This window comes from Paenibacillus thalictri (assembly GCF_004307995.1).
Classification (GTDB): Bacteria; Bacillota; Bacilli; order Paenibacillales; family NBRC-103111; genus Paenibacillus_AF; species Paenibacillus_AF thalictri.
Genome location: NZ_SIRE01000021.1, coordinates 108,679 through 125,668 on the forward strand (window position 1 = coordinate 108,679; position 16,990 = coordinate 125,668).

The 16,990-nt window shown below is 50.6% G+C and carries 15 protein-coding genes; 8 read left to right on the forward strand and 7 right to left on the reverse strand.

Annotated elements, in window-relative coordinates:
• The first annotated feature begins 43 nt into the window (after positions 1 to 43).
• From EYB31_RS26925 to EYB31_RS26960, 8 genes are all read left to right on the forward strand, one after another.
• Positions 44 to 1,063: an ABC transporter ATP-binding protein gene (locus EYB31_RS26925; RefSeq protein ID WP_131016537.1), complete on the forward strand. Its 1,020-nt coding sequence runs from the start codon at positions 44 to 46 to the stop codon at positions 1,061 to 1,063.
• Positions 1,044 to 2,030 carry an ABC transporter ATP-binding protein gene (locus EYB31_RS26930; RefSeq protein WP_131016639.1) on the forward strand — a complete coding sequence of 329 codons (987 nt, stop codon included), beginning with the start codon at positions 1,044 to 1,046 and terminating at the stop codon, positions 2,028 to 2,030. The genes EYB31_RS26925 and EYB31_RS26930 overlap by 20 nt, the downstream gene beginning before the upstream one ends.
• 346 nt (positions 2,031 to 2,376) lie before the next feature.
• Positions 2,377 to 3,597: a helix-turn-helix domain-containing protein gene (locus EYB31_RS26935; RefSeq protein ID WP_165452643.1), complete on the forward strand. Its 1,221-nt coding sequence runs from the start codon at positions 2,377 to 2,379 to the stop codon at positions 3,595 to 3,597.
• Positions 3,598 to 3,635: 38 nt separating this feature from the next.
• A complete protein-coding gene (locus tag EYB31_RS26940) occupies positions 3,636 to 5,396 on the forward strand; it encodes a cache domain-containing sensor histidine kinase (protein ID WP_131016539.1) in 1,761 nt (586 codons plus the stop codon).
• Positions 5,397 to 5,517: 121 nt separating this feature from the next.
• Entirely contained in the window at positions 5,518 to 6,867 is a 1,350-nt protein-coding gene (locus EYB31_RS26945; protein ID WP_131016540.1) for an ABC transporter substrate-binding protein, read from the forward strand.
• Positions 6,868 to 6,889: 22 nt separating this feature from the next.
• Entirely contained in the window at positions 6,890 to 8,035 is a 1,146-nt protein-coding gene (locus EYB31_RS26950; RefSeq protein WP_131016541.1) for an enolase C-terminal domain-like protein, read from the forward strand.
• Positions 8,036 to 8,127: 92 nt separating this feature from the next.
• Positions 8,128 to 9,003 (forward strand): carbohydrate ABC transporter permease, encoded by an 876-nt coding sequence (locus tag EYB31_RS26955; RefSeq protein WP_165452644.1) that lies wholly within the window; start codon positions 8,128 to 8,130, stop codon positions 9,001 to 9,003.
• Between the two features lie 17 nt (positions 9,004 to 9,020).
• Positions 9,021 to 9,869: a carbohydrate ABC transporter permease gene (locus EYB31_RS26960; RefSeq protein ID WP_131016543.1), complete on the forward strand. Its 849-nt coding sequence runs from the start codon at positions 9,021 to 9,023 to the stop codon at positions 9,867 to 9,869.
• A gap of 933 nt (positions 9,870 to 10,802) precedes the next feature.
• Here the strand turns inward: EYB31_RS26960 and EYB31_RS26965 are convergent.
• From EYB31_RS26965 to EYB31_RS26990, 7 genes are all read right to left on the reverse strand, one after another.
• Entirely contained in the window at positions 10,803 to 11,600 is a 798-nt protein-coding gene (locus EYB31_RS26965; RefSeq protein WP_131016544.1) for an IclR family transcriptional regulator, read from the reverse strand.
• Positions 11,601 to 11,727: 127 nt separating this feature from the next.
• Complete coding sequence (locus tag EYB31_RS40390) at positions 11,728 to 11,892, reverse strand: hypothetical protein (RefSeq protein WP_165452645.1); 165 nt, start codon at positions 11,890 to 11,892, stop codon at positions 11,728 to 11,730.
• Positions 11,893 to 12,056: 164 nt separating this feature from the next.
• Complete coding sequence (locus EYB31_RS26970) at positions 12,057 to 13,388, reverse strand: sodium:solute symporter family transporter (protein ID WP_131016545.1); 1,332 nt, start codon at positions 13,386 to 13,388, stop codon at positions 12,057 to 12,059.
• A 3-nt stretch (positions 13,389 to 13,391) separates the two neighbouring features.
• Positions 13,392 to 14,090, reverse strand: a complete 699-nt coding sequence (locus tag EYB31_RS26975) for a response regulator transcription factor (protein WP_131016546.1) — start codon at positions 14,088 to 14,090, stop codon at positions 13,392 to 13,394.
• Positions 14,087 to 14,884: a sensor histidine kinase gene (locus tag EYB31_RS26980; protein ID WP_131016547.1), complete on the reverse strand. Its 798-nt coding sequence runs from the start codon at positions 14,882 to 14,884 to the stop codon at positions 14,087 to 14,089. The genes EYB31_RS26975 and EYB31_RS26980 overlap by 4 nt, the downstream gene beginning before the upstream one ends.
• Before the next feature lie 76 nt (positions 14,885 to 14,960).
• Entirely contained in the window at positions 14,961 to 15,962 is a 1,002-nt protein-coding gene (locus EYB31_RS26985; RefSeq protein ID WP_131016548.1) for an ABC transporter ATP-binding protein, read from the reverse strand.
• The gene (locus EYB31_RS26990) at positions 15,959 to 16,987 is read right to left on the reverse strand and encodes an ABC transporter ATP-binding protein (RefSeq protein WP_131016549.1); all 1,029 of its coding nucleotides are present in this window, start codon (positions 16,985 to 16,987) and stop codon (positions 15,959 to 15,961) included. Before EYB31_RS26990 ends, EYB31_RS26985 begins: the two co-directional genes overlap by 4 nt.
• Between the last annotated feature and the right edge of the window lie 3 nt (positions 16,988 to 16,990).

Below are 16,990 nucleotides of genomic sequence, written 5' to 3' on the forward strand. Positions count from 1 at the left end.
TCCAGCAAACACGAAGACAAAGATATTGGCTAGGAGGCTTTCCATGGAAAAGCAGCAACTGCTTGAAATTAAGCAACTGAAAACCCATTTTCAAACGGAAAGAGGACGAGTTACCGCGGTCGACGGCATTTCCTTCGAGGTGGCGCAAGGGGAAATATTAGGTGTGGTCGGAGAGTCCGGCTGCGGGAAAAGCGTCACGTCGCAGTCCATCCTCCGGTTATTTGACGAAAAGCAGACGGCCAGCTACGAAGGTGAAATTTTGTTCAAAGGAACAAGTCTGCTCAAGTTGTCCGTAGCGGAAATGCAAAAAATTCGCGGCAACGACATTTCGATGATTTTTCAAGATCCGCTTAGTTCCCTGAATCCGGTATATACAATAGGTTACCAAATTTCGGAGTCGCTTATACTTCATCAGAATATGTCCAAATCCGAAGCGCATGCCAAGTCGATCGAGCTGTTGAAGCTGACCGGCATCCCGGCCCCGGAAAAAAGGGTCAACGAGTTTCCGCATGAACTGTCCGGCGGGATGAGGCAGCGGGTGATGATTGCGATGGCGCTCGCCTGCCAGCCGAAGCTGCTTATTGCCGATGAACCGACGACGGCGCTGGATGTGACGATTCAAGCGCAAATTCTAGACTTGATCGTTGAGCTGAACGAAAAGCTGGATATGGGCGTTATTTTGATTACTCACGATTTGGGTGTTGTCGCCGAGGTATGTCAGCGTGTAGTTGTTATGTATCTGGGGCAAATTGTCGAAGAAGCCGATGTGCATTCGTTGTTTGACGCACCGCTTCATCCGTATACACGCGGGTTGATGAAATCGATTCCGCAGATGGACGGGGACCGCAGCCACAAGCTGCATGTAATTGAGGGTATGGTGCCTTCGCTGCACAATGTGCCGAAAGGCTGCCGTTTCGCGCCCAGATGCCCGCATGCCGATGCCAAATGCCGGGAGAACATGCCTGAGCTGGCCGCCTATCAAGGCTCTCATAAAGTAAGATGCTGGCATTACGATAAAATTGCGCAGCAGGAGGTCGGAAGTGTTGTCAACGCAAGCCGCTAAATCAAACGAGCCGTTATTAGAAGTAAAAGGCTTGAAAAAATATTTCCCCGTCAAGGGGCTGCTCGGCAACGCGAAAGCGCATGTCAAGGCGGTTAACGACGTATCCTTCAAGCTGTTTGAAGGAGAAACCTTCGGACTTGTCGGCGAATCGGGCTGCGGCAAAAGCACCTTGGGCCGGACGATTTTGCGGCTGCTGGAGCCGACCGGCGGGGAAGTGATGTACAACGGGCGAAATATATACGGACTCTCCGACAGAGAATTCCGCAATATCCGGCAGGAGCTGCAGATGGTGTTCCAGGACCCGTATTCCTCGCTGAATCCGCGCAAACGGATCGGCAGCACGCTGGAGGAACCGCTGGCGATCCACGGCATCGGCGCCAAGTCGGAGCGCACCGACCGTGTGATGGATATATTGCAAAAGGTCGGTATGCAATTGGAAAGCTACTACCGGTACCCGCACGAATTTTCCGGCGGTCAACGTCAGCGCATCGGCTTGGCCCGGGCGCTTGTGATGAATCCGCGCATCATCGTCTGCGATGAGCCGGTATCCGCGCTGGACGTTTCGATTCAATCGCAAATCATCAACCTGCTGCAGCAGCTGCAGGGAGAGTTTAAGCTGACCTATTTGTTTGTCGCCCATGATTTGAGCGTCGTTCGCCATATTTCGGACCGGATCGGCGTGATGTATCTAGGGCAAATGGTCGAGGTCGCGCCGACGGACAGCTTGTTCGCCACGCCGCTTCACCCGTATACGCAGGCGCTGCTGTCCGCCGTGCCGCTGCCGCATCCGGGCGCGCGCAAGCAGCGGATCACGCTGAAGGGCGAGATCCCATCGCCGCTTAATCCGCCTTCCGGCTGCATTTTCCACACGAGATGCCCGTTTGCGACGGAGGTTTGCAAAACGGAAATTCCAGTGCTCAAAGAAATGACCGAAGGTCATTTGGTGGCTTGCCACTTGCATGGTTGAAAATAAACGGAGACTCGGCATATGTGCGGGGCTGGTTGTAAATTGAATATAAGCTAATCAAGACCTGCCTGCGGCGGGTCTTTTTTTGCAGCCGCAGTATGCTTAGCGGATTAGTGGATTATTTAAACCGGCTTGCAGCCATTCATTTTGCATATTTCAAAAGGAAAATATTTGACTTATGATATGAACAGGGAAATTCAGGCTGGAGCACCGGCGACGGGAGGTAGCGACTTAAGTAAATCGGTGCTAACGTTGTTTGTTCTGACAGATTTCTTCGGGCAGAAGAGGCCGGTTCGTGCGAAATATGATGTTTTGCCGCCTTGAGGCGGGGAAGGAGATGACACAAATGCCTACTATTTTAATTGTGGACGATGAACTGCTTATCCGCAAAGGACTGCTAAATATGATCAGGCGGTTATGTCCGGGTTGGCAAATCGTCGGGGAAGCGGCAAGCGGCGAAGAAGGCATACGGGCCATTGAAGCGTTGACGCCGGACGCCGTTATTGCGGATATTCGAATGCCGGGGATGAGCGGTTTGGAAATGATTGAAAGCGCTCTCTCCAGACAGGGGTCGCTTTCTTTTATCATTTTGAGCGGTTACGGCGAATTTCAATTTGTTCAGCGCGCGTTGCGGATAGGCGTGGAGGATTATTTGCTGAAACCTGTAAAAAGCAATGAGTTGGCGGCGGTGCTGAGGAAAATGGAAACGAAGCTGTCGGAACGCAAATCGGAATTAACGTTAAAAGCGCAAATACAAACGTTTAAAGAAGAGACCCGGCGAAGCGCGTTGGAGAAAGCGGTCAAACAACTTGTAGAAGGGAATATTTATTTGGGTTCCGTGGAGAGGGACATTTTGGAGGAGGAAGGCTTGCGTTTTGCGGAAATGCAATATGTCGTCATGAGCCTGGAGATCGATCCCGAATCGCTTATCGGCCGCGCGAAAACAGTAAAAGACGAACAGTTATTCAAGCTATTCTTTCAGCAGATCATTCATGAAATTATCCAGAAGCACGGAACCGGAGCGGCGTTTCTTGGACCCGATGATGCGCCGCTTGTTGTCGTGTTTGCTTCCGGCGTTACGCAGCCGTTGGTGGAAACGGCGATAAAAATCGGCGGCGAGATCGAATATTCGATGAAAACGTATGCCAGGCTTGAGGTTATTACAGGCATCAGCGCACCGCAAATGGGTTACGAACAAGTGCGGATCGCTTACAGACAAGCGCAGGAAAACGCCAACCGCCATAAAAACGACCGGCCCGTCTACCAAGCGATGACCTTCATCCAGAAACATTACCGGGAAAAATGCAACTTAAAGGAAACGGCGGCTTTTGTCCATCTGCATCCTACGTATTTAAGCGAGCTGTTTCATAAAAAAACGGGGATGTATTTTACAGAGTATATTAACCACATCCGCATTTTGGAGGCAAAACGTTTACTTAGCGAAACGTCGGCGGCTGTTGAAGAAATCGTCGACAAGACCGGCTTTCAAAGCTATCGGCATTTTAATCGCGTATTTCGTGAACATACGGGATATTCCCCCGGCGAATACCGCAAGCGCTATTTGTAATTGGAGTGGAAAGCTCTATTGTTAAAGGAGGTTTTCAGTTGTCCAGACTGTGGAGAAATAAAGGGCTGCTGTATAAATTGGTAGCGACTTATTTAGCGCTTGTTGTTGTTCCATTAACGCTTGTCAGTTATGTAGGTTATGTCACCTATAAAAAGTCGATGGAAAAAACAATTGATGAATTCGTGCTGGAGACGCTGAGTCAATTTACGATTAATGTCGATACCTATTTGAACGGGTTGACCCAGTTGTCCACGCTCCCTTATTACGACAATCCGTTTTTGGAATTATGGAAGGGAAAACCGGCAAATGCCGACGAGCGCTTGAAACTGCAGCAGGCGGCTCTAAAGTTGGCGGGTAATTCCGTGCTCAGCGGCCGTTACGACATTACCGGAGTGATCTTCTTGGACGATTCGGGGGATATATTACCTTATTTGAAGTTTGGTTATGTCAAACCTTCTTATGCCTACAAGCAAACCGACTGGTACCGGGAATGTGCGGCTTCCGCGGGGGTACCGGTATTTTTGGGAGGCGGCAAGCCGGATTATATCGAAAATCCGTATCAGCCGATGCTTACCTCCTGCCGAATGATCAACGATTTGGACGCTCACAACAAGCCGATCGGTTTGTTTATGATTTTGACCAATTTGTCGGTCATTCAAGATATGATCGGAAAGATGAACCCTAAATATCAGGGCAGCGTCTACTTGTTTGATAACAGCAATCGTCTCATATACGGCCGTTTTAACGACGATGAGGAAAAGAGCGCATTGCTTCGTGTATGGGAGCAGCCGGCCGGCGATAAATTTTCGCAGTTGGTTACTTTCGGAGGTCAGCGTTATAAAGCGGGAAGTGTTATTTCCTCGGTCAGCGGCATTAAAGCGATGTTCGTTATGCCTTATGAAACCATTTCCCAAAACGAAAAGTGGGTGTTTCTGCTCGTATTTGTTTTGGCTTCCACGGCCATGATCTTATCCATCGTTATTTTCATTTGGATTGCCCGCCGCCTGACGACCCCTCTCCGCACACTTCAGCAGCTGATGAAGAAAGTGGAGATGGGGCAATTTGACGTGCACTACGAAACGAACAGCCAGGATGAAATCGGCCGTCTTGGTTCCAGTTTTAATTATATGGTTTCGGAAATGCGGCGGATGTTTTATGACGTATACGAAGCGAATTTAAGGAAAAAGGAGACGGAATTGATTGCGCTGCGCAATCAGATTAACCCGCATTTCTTATATAATTCGCTTGAATCGATCAATATGATGGCCGAACTTCAGGGCAGCTATCAGATTAGCGAGATGATCGGCACACTCGGCGAGCTTCTTCGCCTTTCGCTTCATCGGAGAGCGTTTAGCACGGTTGAAGAAGAGGTGCGTTATATTCAATTGTATCTGAGTATCCAGAAGACGGCATATGGAGGAAAGTTTGAAGAAATCATTCGTATCGATAGCGATATTTATCATTTTAAAACATTAAAGCTGCTGCTGCAGCCGGTTGTCGAAAACGCGCTGTATCACGGTATCGAGAAAAAAGCGGGCCCTGGGACCATCGTCATTGAAGGAAGAAAGGAAGATCGTGTTCTGCGGTTTTTCGTCACGGATGACGGAGTTGGCATCTCCGCGGAAAAACTGCTTGTGCTGGATCGCCAGCTTAATGATGAGAGCTACGAAGGGTCCGTCGGTTTAAAAAATGTGTTCGAACGCGTTCGTCTGCATTATGGACCGGCTTATGGCATCCGCATTTGCTCGTTGTCCGGAAGCGGTACGACGATACAGTTGACCTTGCCTTGTATCGAATAAGTGCTCATTTCCCGTTCGCCTGCTCATCTTGAAATATGTCCCAAATACCCGGAGCACACGCATTTTGAAAACGGTTGCCCGGCTTTATGATAAGGAAGGAAAATGAATTAAAGGGGGTAACATGATGAGGAAATGGGTTAAAACCGCTGTACCTGTTGTTGTTGCAAGCGCGCTGATCGGCTGCCAGGCAAGCAATACGCCGCCTGCCGATCCTGCCAAAACGGCTGACGCCAAAAGCGAACCGGCCAAAAGCGCGGCAACCGACAAGAAAATTACGATCCGATTCGCCACCAACTATACGGGCACATCGGGATTGGGAGGTCCGACAACGAAATTATTGGATAAATTCAAAGCGGAAAACCCGCAGGTCGACCTGGTCATTGAAACGGCGCCGGGCTTTGATCTGGCCAACAAAATCAAGATTGACGCGGCGAGCAACAACACGCCGGATGTGTTCAACTACTGGAGGCCGGATCCTAATCTTGGCATGGATAAGATCATCGCTTCAGGCGCTATTGCCGATTTGACGGAATTAAAAACCGACCCCGACATAAAGGACTTATTTGATGAGGATGCGTGGAAAACGGCAACTGTCGACGGCAAAGTTCGTGCCATGCCAATGATTTTATTTTACAACATGCCTATCGTCAACAAAGATATTTTTGCAAAATGCGGTTTAAAGCTGCCGGAGACTTGGGACGATTGGCTTGCGGCCGTCAAGGTGCTTAAGGAAAAAGGGTATATCCCTTGGGCTGTCAGCACGATCCCGGCGAAATCGGGGACCATTGAACGCCCGCTGAACTATGTGCTCGACAGGATGCTCGGAGCGCAAAGAGTTTCCGATTTGTTTGAAGGATTGGAGCCGTTTAATAAACCCGACGTCATCAAAGCGCTGGATTATGCCAAGGAATTAATGGCCGGTTATGCCCCGGATGACGCTTCTGCGCTGGAGGATCAAGCTGTGTTTGCCAAATATGTAAACACGGGGAAAACGGCGATCATTATCAGCAACTCCGGAGCAATGGCAACGGTCAAGCCGGAACTGCTGGATCAGTGGGTTCCTGTGGAATTTCCTTTGATTCCGGGCGGTGTGGAAACCGAAAAGCGGATGATCAAAGATTTAACCCAGCTGTACTTCGCAGGCGCAAAAGGTTACGCAGACCCGGTCAAAAAGCCGTATATCGTCAAACTGCTGAAGCTGATGACCGGCAAAGAAGCCGGGAAAATGTATTATGAGGATGGCGGATCGCCGATTCCGATGAAAGGCGTGCAGATCGATACGTCCAAAATTCCGAAAGTAATCGTTCAGGCATCGGATATTGCCGATAAAAGACCGGGCAACTATTGGATGGGGAAAAAGATGGATAACGCGCAGCGCGATAAAGTATGGCCGTTGCTCGCCGATTTTTGGGTAGGGAAGTATACCGGCAAACAATTCGCCGAAAAACTGGATGAAGCCTATAAGAAATAAATGGTGAAAGAGGAGATAAAACATGAGCAATTCCCAGTTTCCATCCGATTGGCGGATTGAAAAAATCGAATATGCGGCGCTTGAGGGCATTAGACCGCGATTTGCAGGAGGCAATTCCAGATTGCGCACTCATGGGCTTACGGTTTCATACCCTCTTGTCCGTGTTACGATTGGCGGAATTAGCGGTTTTGGATGGTCACGCATTGACCGCAAGGAAGCGGGAGATCTGGTAGGAGTACATGCATCGCGGTTGTTTGCTGAAGACGGGAGGGTGACCCCGCCGTTTCGCAGCATTGAATTTGCCCTGCTCGATTGGCTCGGCGCTGTCAGGCAGCAACCGGTGTATGCTCTTGTCGGAAAAAGAGATATAGCCGCTCCGCTGCGTGTCCCTTGTTACGACACTTCCCTGTTGTTTGATGACCTTCACCTGCAGCATGACGCGGAAGCGGTAGCGCTGCTGCAAGCGGAAGCGGAAGAAGGCGCGGCACGCGGCCATCGGAATTTTAAAATAAAAATCGGCAGAGGAGCCCGGTTTATGTCATTGGCTGAAGGCATGCACCGCGATATTGCCATTGTCAACGGGGTAAGAGAAAACGTGGGCCCGGCTGCCAAATTGATGGTTGACGCCAATAACGGTTACAATCTGAATATGGCCAAGCAATTTTTGCAGGCAACGGAAGAAGCCGGCGTATATTGGCTGGAGGAAGCTTTTCACGAGGACCCCGAGCTGTACGCGGATCTGAAGGATTGGCTGGGCGGACGCGGATCACATACGTTGATTGCGGACGGTGAAGGATTGGCTGCGCCGCCTGTCATCGAGTGGGCGACCAAAGGACTGATTGACGTCATCCAATACGACGTTCGCTTTTATGGCTTTACGAATTGGCTGGAGTTGGCGGAGAAGCTGGATGCGGCCGGGGTGAGGTCTGCACCCCATAATTACGGCAGCTCGTACGGAAATTATGTAACCGGTCATTTAGCTGCGGCTATCGATCATTTTCAATTCGTGGAATGGGATGAGATGAGCGTGGAGGGCATAGACGCTTCGGCGTATAGGGTTAAAGACGGCATGGTATCGATTCCGGATGTTCCAGGTTTCGGGATTCAATTGGATGACGTTTTGTACCGACGCAAAATTTCTGAAAACGGTTGGATAGCGGAAACGTAAATGAACGGTGCTTTATAGCTGCATGAATGTCAAGAAATGGATCGGCTTGGCGCCGGTCCATTTCAATTTCCGGAGCGGGAGGAACCATTGCGATGGGTGAATTAAAGCTGAGAAAATCAGTTTTGCTATTTCTAGTACCCGGTTTGCTGATTTATTGCCTGTTTTTTATCGTGCCGTTTCTGCAAACTGCATATTACAGCTTTTTTAATTGGGACGGCATCAATAAGCCGGTGTATTCCGGCCTGAACAATTATATGTCGATGTTTAAGGACCCGTTGTTTGTAGGCGGGATTTGGAAAATCGCGGTTTGGGCGCTGCTGGCTGTGCTGATCAAGGTTGGTGCGGCGCTTGTATTGGCCAATGCGCTGAGAGACAAAATCAAAGGTTCGGCTTTTTTCAGATCCAGTTATTTTATGCCCGTTGTTATTTCGTCTTCAGCCATGTGTCTCATTTTTATGCTGATGTATGATAAAGATGTCGGCATCATTAATCAAGCTTTGAGAGCGGTCGGTCTGCAGGAGCTCGCGTGCGGATGGCTTTCCGAAGATAAAACCGCCTTTTACGCTACGATTGCGGTGCCGATTTGGCACACGATCGGATTGTTTTTTATTATTTTGCTTGCGGGATTGCAGGATATCAGCGGAGAAATTTACGATTCGGCAGTTATTGACGGAGCCGGCGCTTGGGTCACGTTCACGCGAATTACGATTCCTTTATTATGGGGAGTGCTGCAAATATGCATCATCCTGGCCATAACGGGCGCATTTAAAAATTTCGATTACATCTTTATATTGACCGGGGGAGGTCCCGGTACGACAACGGAAGTTCCGGCGACCATCATGTATAAAACGGCATTTGTCACGTTGAAGTACGGCTACGGCATGGCGATGGCCATGTTCATTTTCCTGCTCAGCCTTGTCGTTTCGCTGCTCTTTAAACAATTAACGAAAACGAGAGTCGAATTTTAACACTGCCGGGGGGACCTATGGAAAACAGGATGATGTTATCGGCTAAAATTCATTGGATAACGTGCATCAAATATGCGCTGCTTACTTTTCATGCGATTTTAACCATTGTGCCGCTGTTATGGATTTTCTCCAATTCGTTTCGGAGCAATGAAGAAATATTCGCCAGCGGAAAGCTGCTGCCGGAAAAGTTCGATTGGAGCAACTATGTCCATGTATTTAAAGATACGAATATCCCGCTTGCCTTCTACAATTCTTTGACGATCACGCTGATCAGTCTGGCCGGACTGCTTGTATGCGTCATACCGTGCGCTTACGCGCTTTCCCGGTTTAAGTTCAAAGGGGCGCATACGCTTTATATGTTTTTTGCGATGGCCGTGTTTATCCCGAATGTAACGATTTTGGCCAGTACGTTCAAGCTGTATCAGCAGCTGGGACTTTTGGGTGACCGCTATTCCATCGCTTTCACCTATATCAGCCACCAACTGCCGTTTTGCGTTTTTTTGTTGGTCAGCTTTATGCGGGTGATTCCTGTCGCTTTGGAAGAAGCGGCGATTATTGACGGCTGCGGTGTATGGCAGATGTTTTATCGGATTGTGTTGCCCATGAGCCAAAACGGGATCGTGACAATTTCTATTTTATCTTTTGTAGCTATTTGGAATGATTATATATTTGCGCTTATTATGCTGCCCAACCAAAAGTTCCGCACACTTACAGTTGCTGTAGCTTATGCGAAATCGGAGTTTGTGGTGGATTACGGGATGATGTCGGCGGCGATCATCATTGCCGTCATTCCTATGATCTTATTTTATATGATCATGAAGGAACGATTGATCAGCGGCATGGTCGCCGGTTCGGTAAAAGGTTAAGCGATAACATGGAAGCGAAGTCAAACGCTGTGCGCCCAAACCGAGCGTTAGCGATGGTGAGACGCACGAAAGCGCGGGCCCGAGGCAAGCAGCTGTGCCCCGCGTCAATGCGCCGCAGTCAAGCGCTGTGCGCCCAACCGAGCGTTAGCGACGGTGAGGTGCACGAAAGCGCGGGCCCGAGGCACACTCCTCCTGCTAAGGTGGCGGGTCCAGGGCGCAGCGCCCAATGTTGTCAGGCTAGCGATAGATGACCGGTATTCAGATCGCGTATCGGTTGCATTAGCGCAATCATATGGCGATTATGGAGTAACCCGGAATCACAGCATGCTCGAATGCGGCAAATGAAGCGATCTCGATTCAACTTGATGAAAGTTAATCTTTGGCTGGCGGTAACGGACATCCTCGTTGCTATGGTTGGCCTTATGCATGCAAACGTCACGCTCCAACGCTGACGGACAGGAGCGCTCTTATTTGGCAAAAAAATCGAGGTTATCATTTTTAACGGACACCCGCGACTTTATTTGCCCAAAAAAGTCGGGGAAACCGCGATGGCAGGCCAAATAAGAGCGCTGGTGTCCGTCCCATTGAGCAAACCACAGATTTGGTTTATATAGCTGCGCTGATGTCCGTTAACGTTGGGGGATGCACAATGCTTGGATCTGTTCAATGAATCGACAGTCTCACTCAGTCCGTGATCCATCCGGATAGTGCCTATGTCCAGAACGGGGCGCCGCGCATAATCATTCTTGTGACGATACTCTGATCCATCGGCTTCTTATCCTGACAACATTGGCGCAGCGCATGGAGTCCACGTGGGGAATGAGGGGGAAATCGATTTTACCGGGGAAAGCGGCTTTCTCGCAATAATTACCCATTGGTCAATTTAAATGTGCAGGCTGCCATATCCAAGATGGAAGTGGCGGCCTGCTCCTTTTAACCTGCGCTGATGTAACCCAATCTGCCGGAAATGTCGGCTGCGGCCTTGCGCAGCATTTCCTTAAATTGCTGCAGCTGATCTTCGCTTAGCTGAATCGAAGGACAAATGATGCCAGTTGCGGCAACGACATTTTTTTTCGCGTCATAGATAGGGGCTCCGATCGCAGTTACCCCCAACGTTGTTTCGTTGACTTCCACGCAAATCCCGGTTCTCCGAATTTCCGCCAGTTGCTCGAGCATCTGCTGCTTGTCCGTCACCGTATGCGGCGTCTCCTTCGGAATCGGTCCGCTTAACAGCTTGGCGATCCGCTCTTCGGGCAAATAAGCGAGAGCAACCCGGCCCAGCACTCCGTAAAATAAAGACCGGCGTTGTCCGACGGAAGAGGAATATTTCAGCCCTTCTTCTTTTTCCTTTTTAAACACGTATACGAGCTGCTCATCTTCGATCAGCACCATCAGCACCGTTTGCTGCGTCTTGACGTGCAGCCCCGTAAGAATGTCCTCCGCTTCCTTGACGATGTCCAGCGAAGAGGTGAGCTGGTAGCCGTAATCGAGCATTTTCAGCCCAAGCCGGTATTGGTAGGCGGCTGTGTCGTACCGGATCAGCCCTCTCCGCTCCATCGTATACAACAAGCGGTAAGCCGTCGCCCGGGTCAGTTCGGTAATCTTCATCACCTCATCGATCGTCAGCGCCGGTTTTTCCGCGGAAAAAGCGTTTAAAATGTCGATGGCCCGGTCCACCGACTGAATATAGTTGATGTTTAGATCGCGCAATATTCCTCGTCCTTTGTCCATTAAAATAATATCCGCAGGCTAGCAACTTTAATGTACCTGAAAACGGTGCAAATCACAAATAAAAAACGAATATTGACCGGCGAAAAAGGAGGTGCCCGATCAGCTCGATTATCCGCATATCGAAAAGTTACAAGGCCGAACGACGAGGCCACTGAAAAAGTGAACGCTGCATGAGCAAATCTTGCTTACGATCACCAATTGTTCCCGAATTTCTTGAATGTACCTGCTTGCGGCAGGTGAAATTAGGGAACAAAAGCGAACGTTGGCGCTTCTCCAACATGATTTCGCTCACTTAAGCTGCTTTTTCAGTGGCCTCCCGAACGACTAAGAGGTGTTGGGGGGGGGCTTACTGGATCCAGCTCATAAAAAATAGCCGACCGGCGATGAAATACCGGACGGCTTTTCGTGCAATAGAAAAAACAGATGACGCGTGCCGTTGTTACTTTCAACGTACGGTTAGAGGCTGCCGGGAGCCGTCCGCCGGCTCCAATATTTATGCAGCAGCTGGAAGCCGAGATATGCAATCACCAGTGCGGTCGAAACGATCATGCTGATCCACACGGCATTCAGATTGCCGACATGACTGCGCGCTATATAAGCGGACGTCAATCCAAGCACCGTGCATACGGGGATAAAGCTGCCCGCCTTTTGTCTGCTCAGCACGATGACAAGCACGGGAACGGCCAAGGCGGCATAGATGATGCCAAAGAAAAAAAGCAGGTCCAGCAGCGTCGGCGTAAAATAAAAAGTCAGAACAAACGAAAACAAGCCGATCACGATTGCAAGCGAATAGCCTTTGCGGATTTTTTGCCGCTCGCTGGCGTAAGGGTTAAACAAGGAATATACATTGCCCACGATCAGGCTGATCATCGAATGCAGCCCCGCCGAGAAAGCGGAAATAATCGCACCGAAGGTGCACAGCGCAAACAGCGTCAGCAGAAACAAGTTATCGATTTTGCGGACAAGGTCGAACAGCAACGAAAAAATGTTTTGAAACCCGCCGGTAAATATAACGACCATCACAAATGAGGAGAAGGCAAGCGGTATGGTCGACCAGATCAGTCCGGAAAGCACAAACGTCGGCACGACCTTCTTCTCTTCAAGCATGTACAAACGCTGCCAGGAGGCCTGATCGACAAACACTTGCCCAAAGCCGATCAACAGGCCGGTCACGATAAAAAACATCCCTTCGTGATTGTTGACGACAAGCAGATAAGGATGGTACAGGCGGATTCCCTCGTATACGTGCTCGACCCCTTTTTCGATAAAAAAGTACAGGGGAATCAGGATCGCCGTGGCAAACAAAAAAATCATCTGCACCACAGCAAGCCGGTGAATGACCACGATGCCGCCAAGAGCGACATACAGCACACACAACATAAAAAAGATCAGATTGCCGACTGGAATGGGTACGCCAAACAGGATATTGGCCAGCACGCCGGCAGCCATGCCTTGCATAAACATGCCTTCGATGCTTGTCATCAGCAGAATGCCGATCATAATCCAGTAGCCGAGCGGATGCAGCTTGAATTGGAAAAAGTCGCCGATCGTCTGGCCTTGCGAATACTGCTTGCGCACTTGTTTGCCGACCCAGCCGAACGCAACCAAGGTAATCGCACCCATCAGGGCGTATCCGATCCCGCCAAATATGCCGTATTTGACCAGCGCTTCCGGAGAAGCGAAAATCGTATTGCCCGTAACCCATCTGGCCAGGATCGAGACGACGCCGAGACCGATGCCGATTTTGGTCGCGCCTAGCACATATTCGCGAAATGAATGGTAGAGCAATGGTTATTTCCCCTTCTCGCGGTATTCTTTTGGTGTTTTGCCCACGCTTTTGCGAAAAATCGTGGAATAGTAGTGCTGGCTGTTGAAGCCGGTTTTCTCGGCTACGGCCGATATGCTCCAGTCAGGGCGGGAGAGCAGATATTTTTTGGATATTTCAACCCGGTATTGAATCAAGTATTCGGAGAACGACACGCCCACCTCGTCGTGAAAACGGCGGCTTAAATAGGTAGGATTGACGTGTACTTCCCCGGCCAGGTCGGGGAGCGTCAGCTTATCCGCAAATTTCTCATGAATGATCGTCAGCGCATCGTGAATGAGGCGGGAAATTTCCGATTGGGAGCGGTTGTTGCGGTATTTGCCCAATATGTCGGCTAGCTCGCTTTGGATGATCGGTTTGGTCATATAATCGACCACGCCGAGCCGGATCGATTGTTTGGCGTAATGAAAGTTTTGATATGCGGTGACGATGATAATGTCGATTGTCTCGTTATGCAAGCGCAAATCCGCGCCCAATTCAAGCCCCGACTTACCCGGCAAATTGATGTCGAGGAAGGCGAGATGAATTTTCGTCTGCTGGCTGATCGCCATCGCCTGACAGCTGTCTGCGGCTTTGTACAACTTCCAATAAGGGAATATAGGCTGAATTAAATATTCCAGCTGCTCCAGTTCGAGCGGTTCGTCGTCGACCAACAACACGTTCATCGGGGCACCTCTTCCGCAGCGGGTTTTGTAATAAAAGGCCATTTCACATGCACTTCGGTACCGCTTCCTTGTATAAAACGCATCGTGAGATCGGCTTGATCGGCAAAACATAAATGCAGGCGGCGCCGAATATTATCAAGGCCATAGCCGCTTTTTTCCAGCTGCTCCGTTGTCCCTCCCGGTTCCGGCGGTTCATCGGCGGGCGAGTCCGGCGGTCCGTTATCCAGCACGGTGAGGTAAGCGTTTTCATCTTTATGATAAAAACGCACGTTTAAGCTGACGTCTCCGACTTTCCGCTCCAATCCGTGCTTAAAGGCGTTTTCGACGATCGTTTGCAGCACAAAAGGCGGAATAAACGCTTGTTTGAGCCGTTCCTCGCATTCCATGGCGATCGAAAGACGCGCGCCGAAACGAAGCTTTTGAATTTCGATGTAATATTCCGTGTAGCGGATTTCCTCCCGGAGGGGAATCATCGGTTCGTCCGTTTTGTATTTAAATTTCAGAAATTGCGAAAACACTTCCAGCGCCCTGACCAGCTCTTCGTTGCGCTTCAGGCGCGCCAGCGTCAAAATGACGTTTAAGGAATTAAACAGGAAATGGGGCTGAATTTGCTGGTTGAGCTGGCTGTAAAGCGCCTGCTGCAGCTCTTTCTCCAGCTCGATCTTTTTGGCTTTGTTCTCCAGCAAATCGATGCGTTTCTCGAATATAAACAGAAACAATAAAATAATAGCTCCAACGATAGGAGCCAAAATAAACAGCAATATAAGCAGCGTAAAACCTTCGAAGCTAATCATGGGATCCCTTCCGTACGCATGATCGTTTTGCTCTAGCGGGAAAAGCTTACCCTTATCATAATTTATTTTTGCATTTTTATCTAGCGTCAAGCAGGTGGCAAGCGGCCTGGTGGTCTTCGCCCAGACGGCGAAGCGCGGGTTCCTGATGTTTGCACCGCTCGGCGGCCTGTGGACAGCGGGTATGGAAACGGCAGCCCTGCGGCGGATTGATCGGCGAAGGGACGTCGCCGGTAAGCAGGATACGCTCCTTTTTGACCGCCCCGCCCGGCGCCGGTATGGAAGATAACAGCGCTTTGGTATAAGGATGCTGCGGATTTTCAAAAAGCTTTGTTTTCTCGGCGATTTCCACGATTTTACCGAGATACATCACCGCCACGCGATCGGAAATGTGGCGGACGACGCCCAAATCGTGGGATATAAACAAATACGTCAGCTTGTATTCGCTTTGCAGATGCTTGAGCAGGTTGAGCACCTGGGCTTGGATCGACACATCCAGCGCGGAAACGGCTTCGTCGCAGACGATCAATTTGGGTTCCACAGCCAGCGCCCGCGCGATCCCGATACGTTGGCGCTGGCCGCCGCTGAACTCGTGCGGATATCTGTCGATGTGATCGGGCCGCAGACCAACGCCGGCCAGCAGCTCCTTGATCCGCTCGGGCCGTTTGTCGCGGGGGATGACGTTCTGCACGGCCAGTGCTTCGCCGAGAATTTGCCGGACGGTCTGCCTTGGATTCAGCGAGGCAAACGGGTCTTGGAAAATGACCTGCATCTCTTTGCGCAGTTTCCTGAGCTCGCTGCGGCCCAGAGCCAGCACATCCTTCTGGCGGAAGTGGATTTCTCCCGCTGTCGGTTCGTCAAGCCGGAGGATGGCACGTCCAGTCGTGGACTTGCCGCAGCCGGATTCGCCGACGATGCTGAGTGTTTCGCCTTCGTAGATCGTAAAGCTGATGTCGTCCACCGCTTTGACGTAATTGATCGTTTGCCCGAAGATGCCGCCTTTGATCGGGAAATACTGCTTCAGATGGCTGATTTCCACCAGCGGATTCAGTTTGCGTGTTTCTTGTGCCGTCACTGTCATGCAAGAATCCTCTCTTTCGTCGTTTGTTCCGGCTGTTTGTGCCACTCCGGCGTATACATCCAGCAGCGAACCTGGTCTTCGTCCCCCAGATCGGTCAGCTCCGGCAACGCCGTATGGCAAATGTGCTTGGCATGCTCGCAGCGGGGGGCGAACCGGCAGCCGAATGGCATCTGGTAGGGGCTTGGAACACTGCCGGGAATGGCGTTTAATTGCTCCTGGTCCCGGTCGGTGCGGGGCAGCGATTGCAGCAAGCCGACGGTGTACGGGTGCTTAGGCTGCTCGAACAGCCGTTTCGCGGTAGTCATCTCCACGATTTTGCCGGCATACATGACGGCTACGCGGTCGCATGTTTCGGATACGACCCCTAAATCATGGGTGATCATGATGATGCCCATGCCGAATTGCTGCTGCAGCCGTTTCATCAAATCCAAAATTTGCGCTTGAATCGTAACGTCCAGCGCGGTGGTCGGCTCGTCGGCAATCAGAATGTCCGGATTGCAGGCCATAGCCATGGCGATCATCACCCGCTGGCGCATCCCGCCGGACAACTCAAACGGCTCCTGCCCGGCGCGTTTCTCCGGCGAAGGAATGCCAACGATGCGCAGCATCTCGACCGCTTGGGCCCACGCTTCCTTCCGGCCGAGCTTCTGATGGTGGCGGAACACTTCGGCGATCTGCTCCCCGACCGAATATACCGGATTTAAGGAGGTCATCGGCTCCTGAAAGATCATCGAAATTTGATTGCCGCGGATCAAGCGCATTTCGGCTTCCGTTTTTTTCAGCAGATCGTCGCCTCTGAAGCGGATTTCCCCGCCTGCGATTTTACCCGGGGGAGCGGCGATGAGCCGCAGGATGGAGAGGGAGGTAATGCTTTTGCCGCAGCCCGATTCGCCGACAAGTCCCAACGTCTCTCCCTTGTGCAGCGTAAAGTCGATGCCGTCGACGGCTTTGCTTATGCCTTCGTCGGTATAGAAGTGCGTCTGCAAATTGCGCACTTCCAAAATTTTTTCCCGGTGTGTTCCCATGTC

Bases quoted from the DNA above. Each gene is read 5' to 3' on its own strand.
- EYB31_RS26925 (WP_131016537.1), top strand. From the start codon at position 44: ATGGAAAAGCAGCAACTGCTTGAAATTAAGCAACTGAAAACCCATTTT.
- EYB31_RS26935 (WP_165452643.1), top strand. From the start codon at position 2,377: ATGCCTACTATTTTAATTGTGGACGATGAACTGCTTATCCGCAAAGGA.
- EYB31_RS26945 (WP_131016540.1), top strand. From the start codon at position 5,518: ATGATGAGGAAATGGGTTAAAACCGCTGTACCTGTTGTTGTTGCAAGC.
- EYB31_RS26950 (WP_131016541.1), top strand. From the start codon at position 6,890: ATGAGCAATTCCCAGTTTCCATCCGATTGGCGGATTGAAAAAATCGAA.
- EYB31_RS26955 (WP_165452644.1), top strand. From the start codon at position 8,128: ATGGGTGAATTAAAGCTGAGAAAATCAGTTTTGCTATTTCTAGTACCC.
- EYB31_RS26960 (WP_131016543.1), top strand. From the start codon at position 9,021: ATGGAAAACAGGATGATGTTATCGGCTAAAATTCATTGGATAACGTGC.
- EYB31_RS26965 (WP_131016544.1), bottom strand. From the start codon at position 11,600: ATGGACAAAGGACGAGGAATATTGCGCGATCTAAACATCAACTATATT.
- EYB31_RS26975 (WP_131016546.1), bottom strand. From the start codon at position 14,090: ATGAACGTGTTGTTGGTCGACGACGAACCGCTCGAACTGGAGCAGCTG.
- EYB31_RS26980 (WP_131016547.1), bottom strand. From the start codon at position 14,884: ATGATTAGCTTCGAAGGTTTTACGCTGCTTATATTGCTGTTTATTTTG.
- EYB31_RS26985 (WP_131016548.1), bottom strand. From the start codon at position 15,962: ATGACAGTGACGGCACAAGAAACACGCAAACTGAATCCGCTGGTGGAA.
- EYB31_RS26990 (WP_131016549.1), bottom strand. From the start codon at position 16,987: ATGGGAACACACCGGGAAAAAATTTTGGAAGTGCGCAATTTGCAGACG.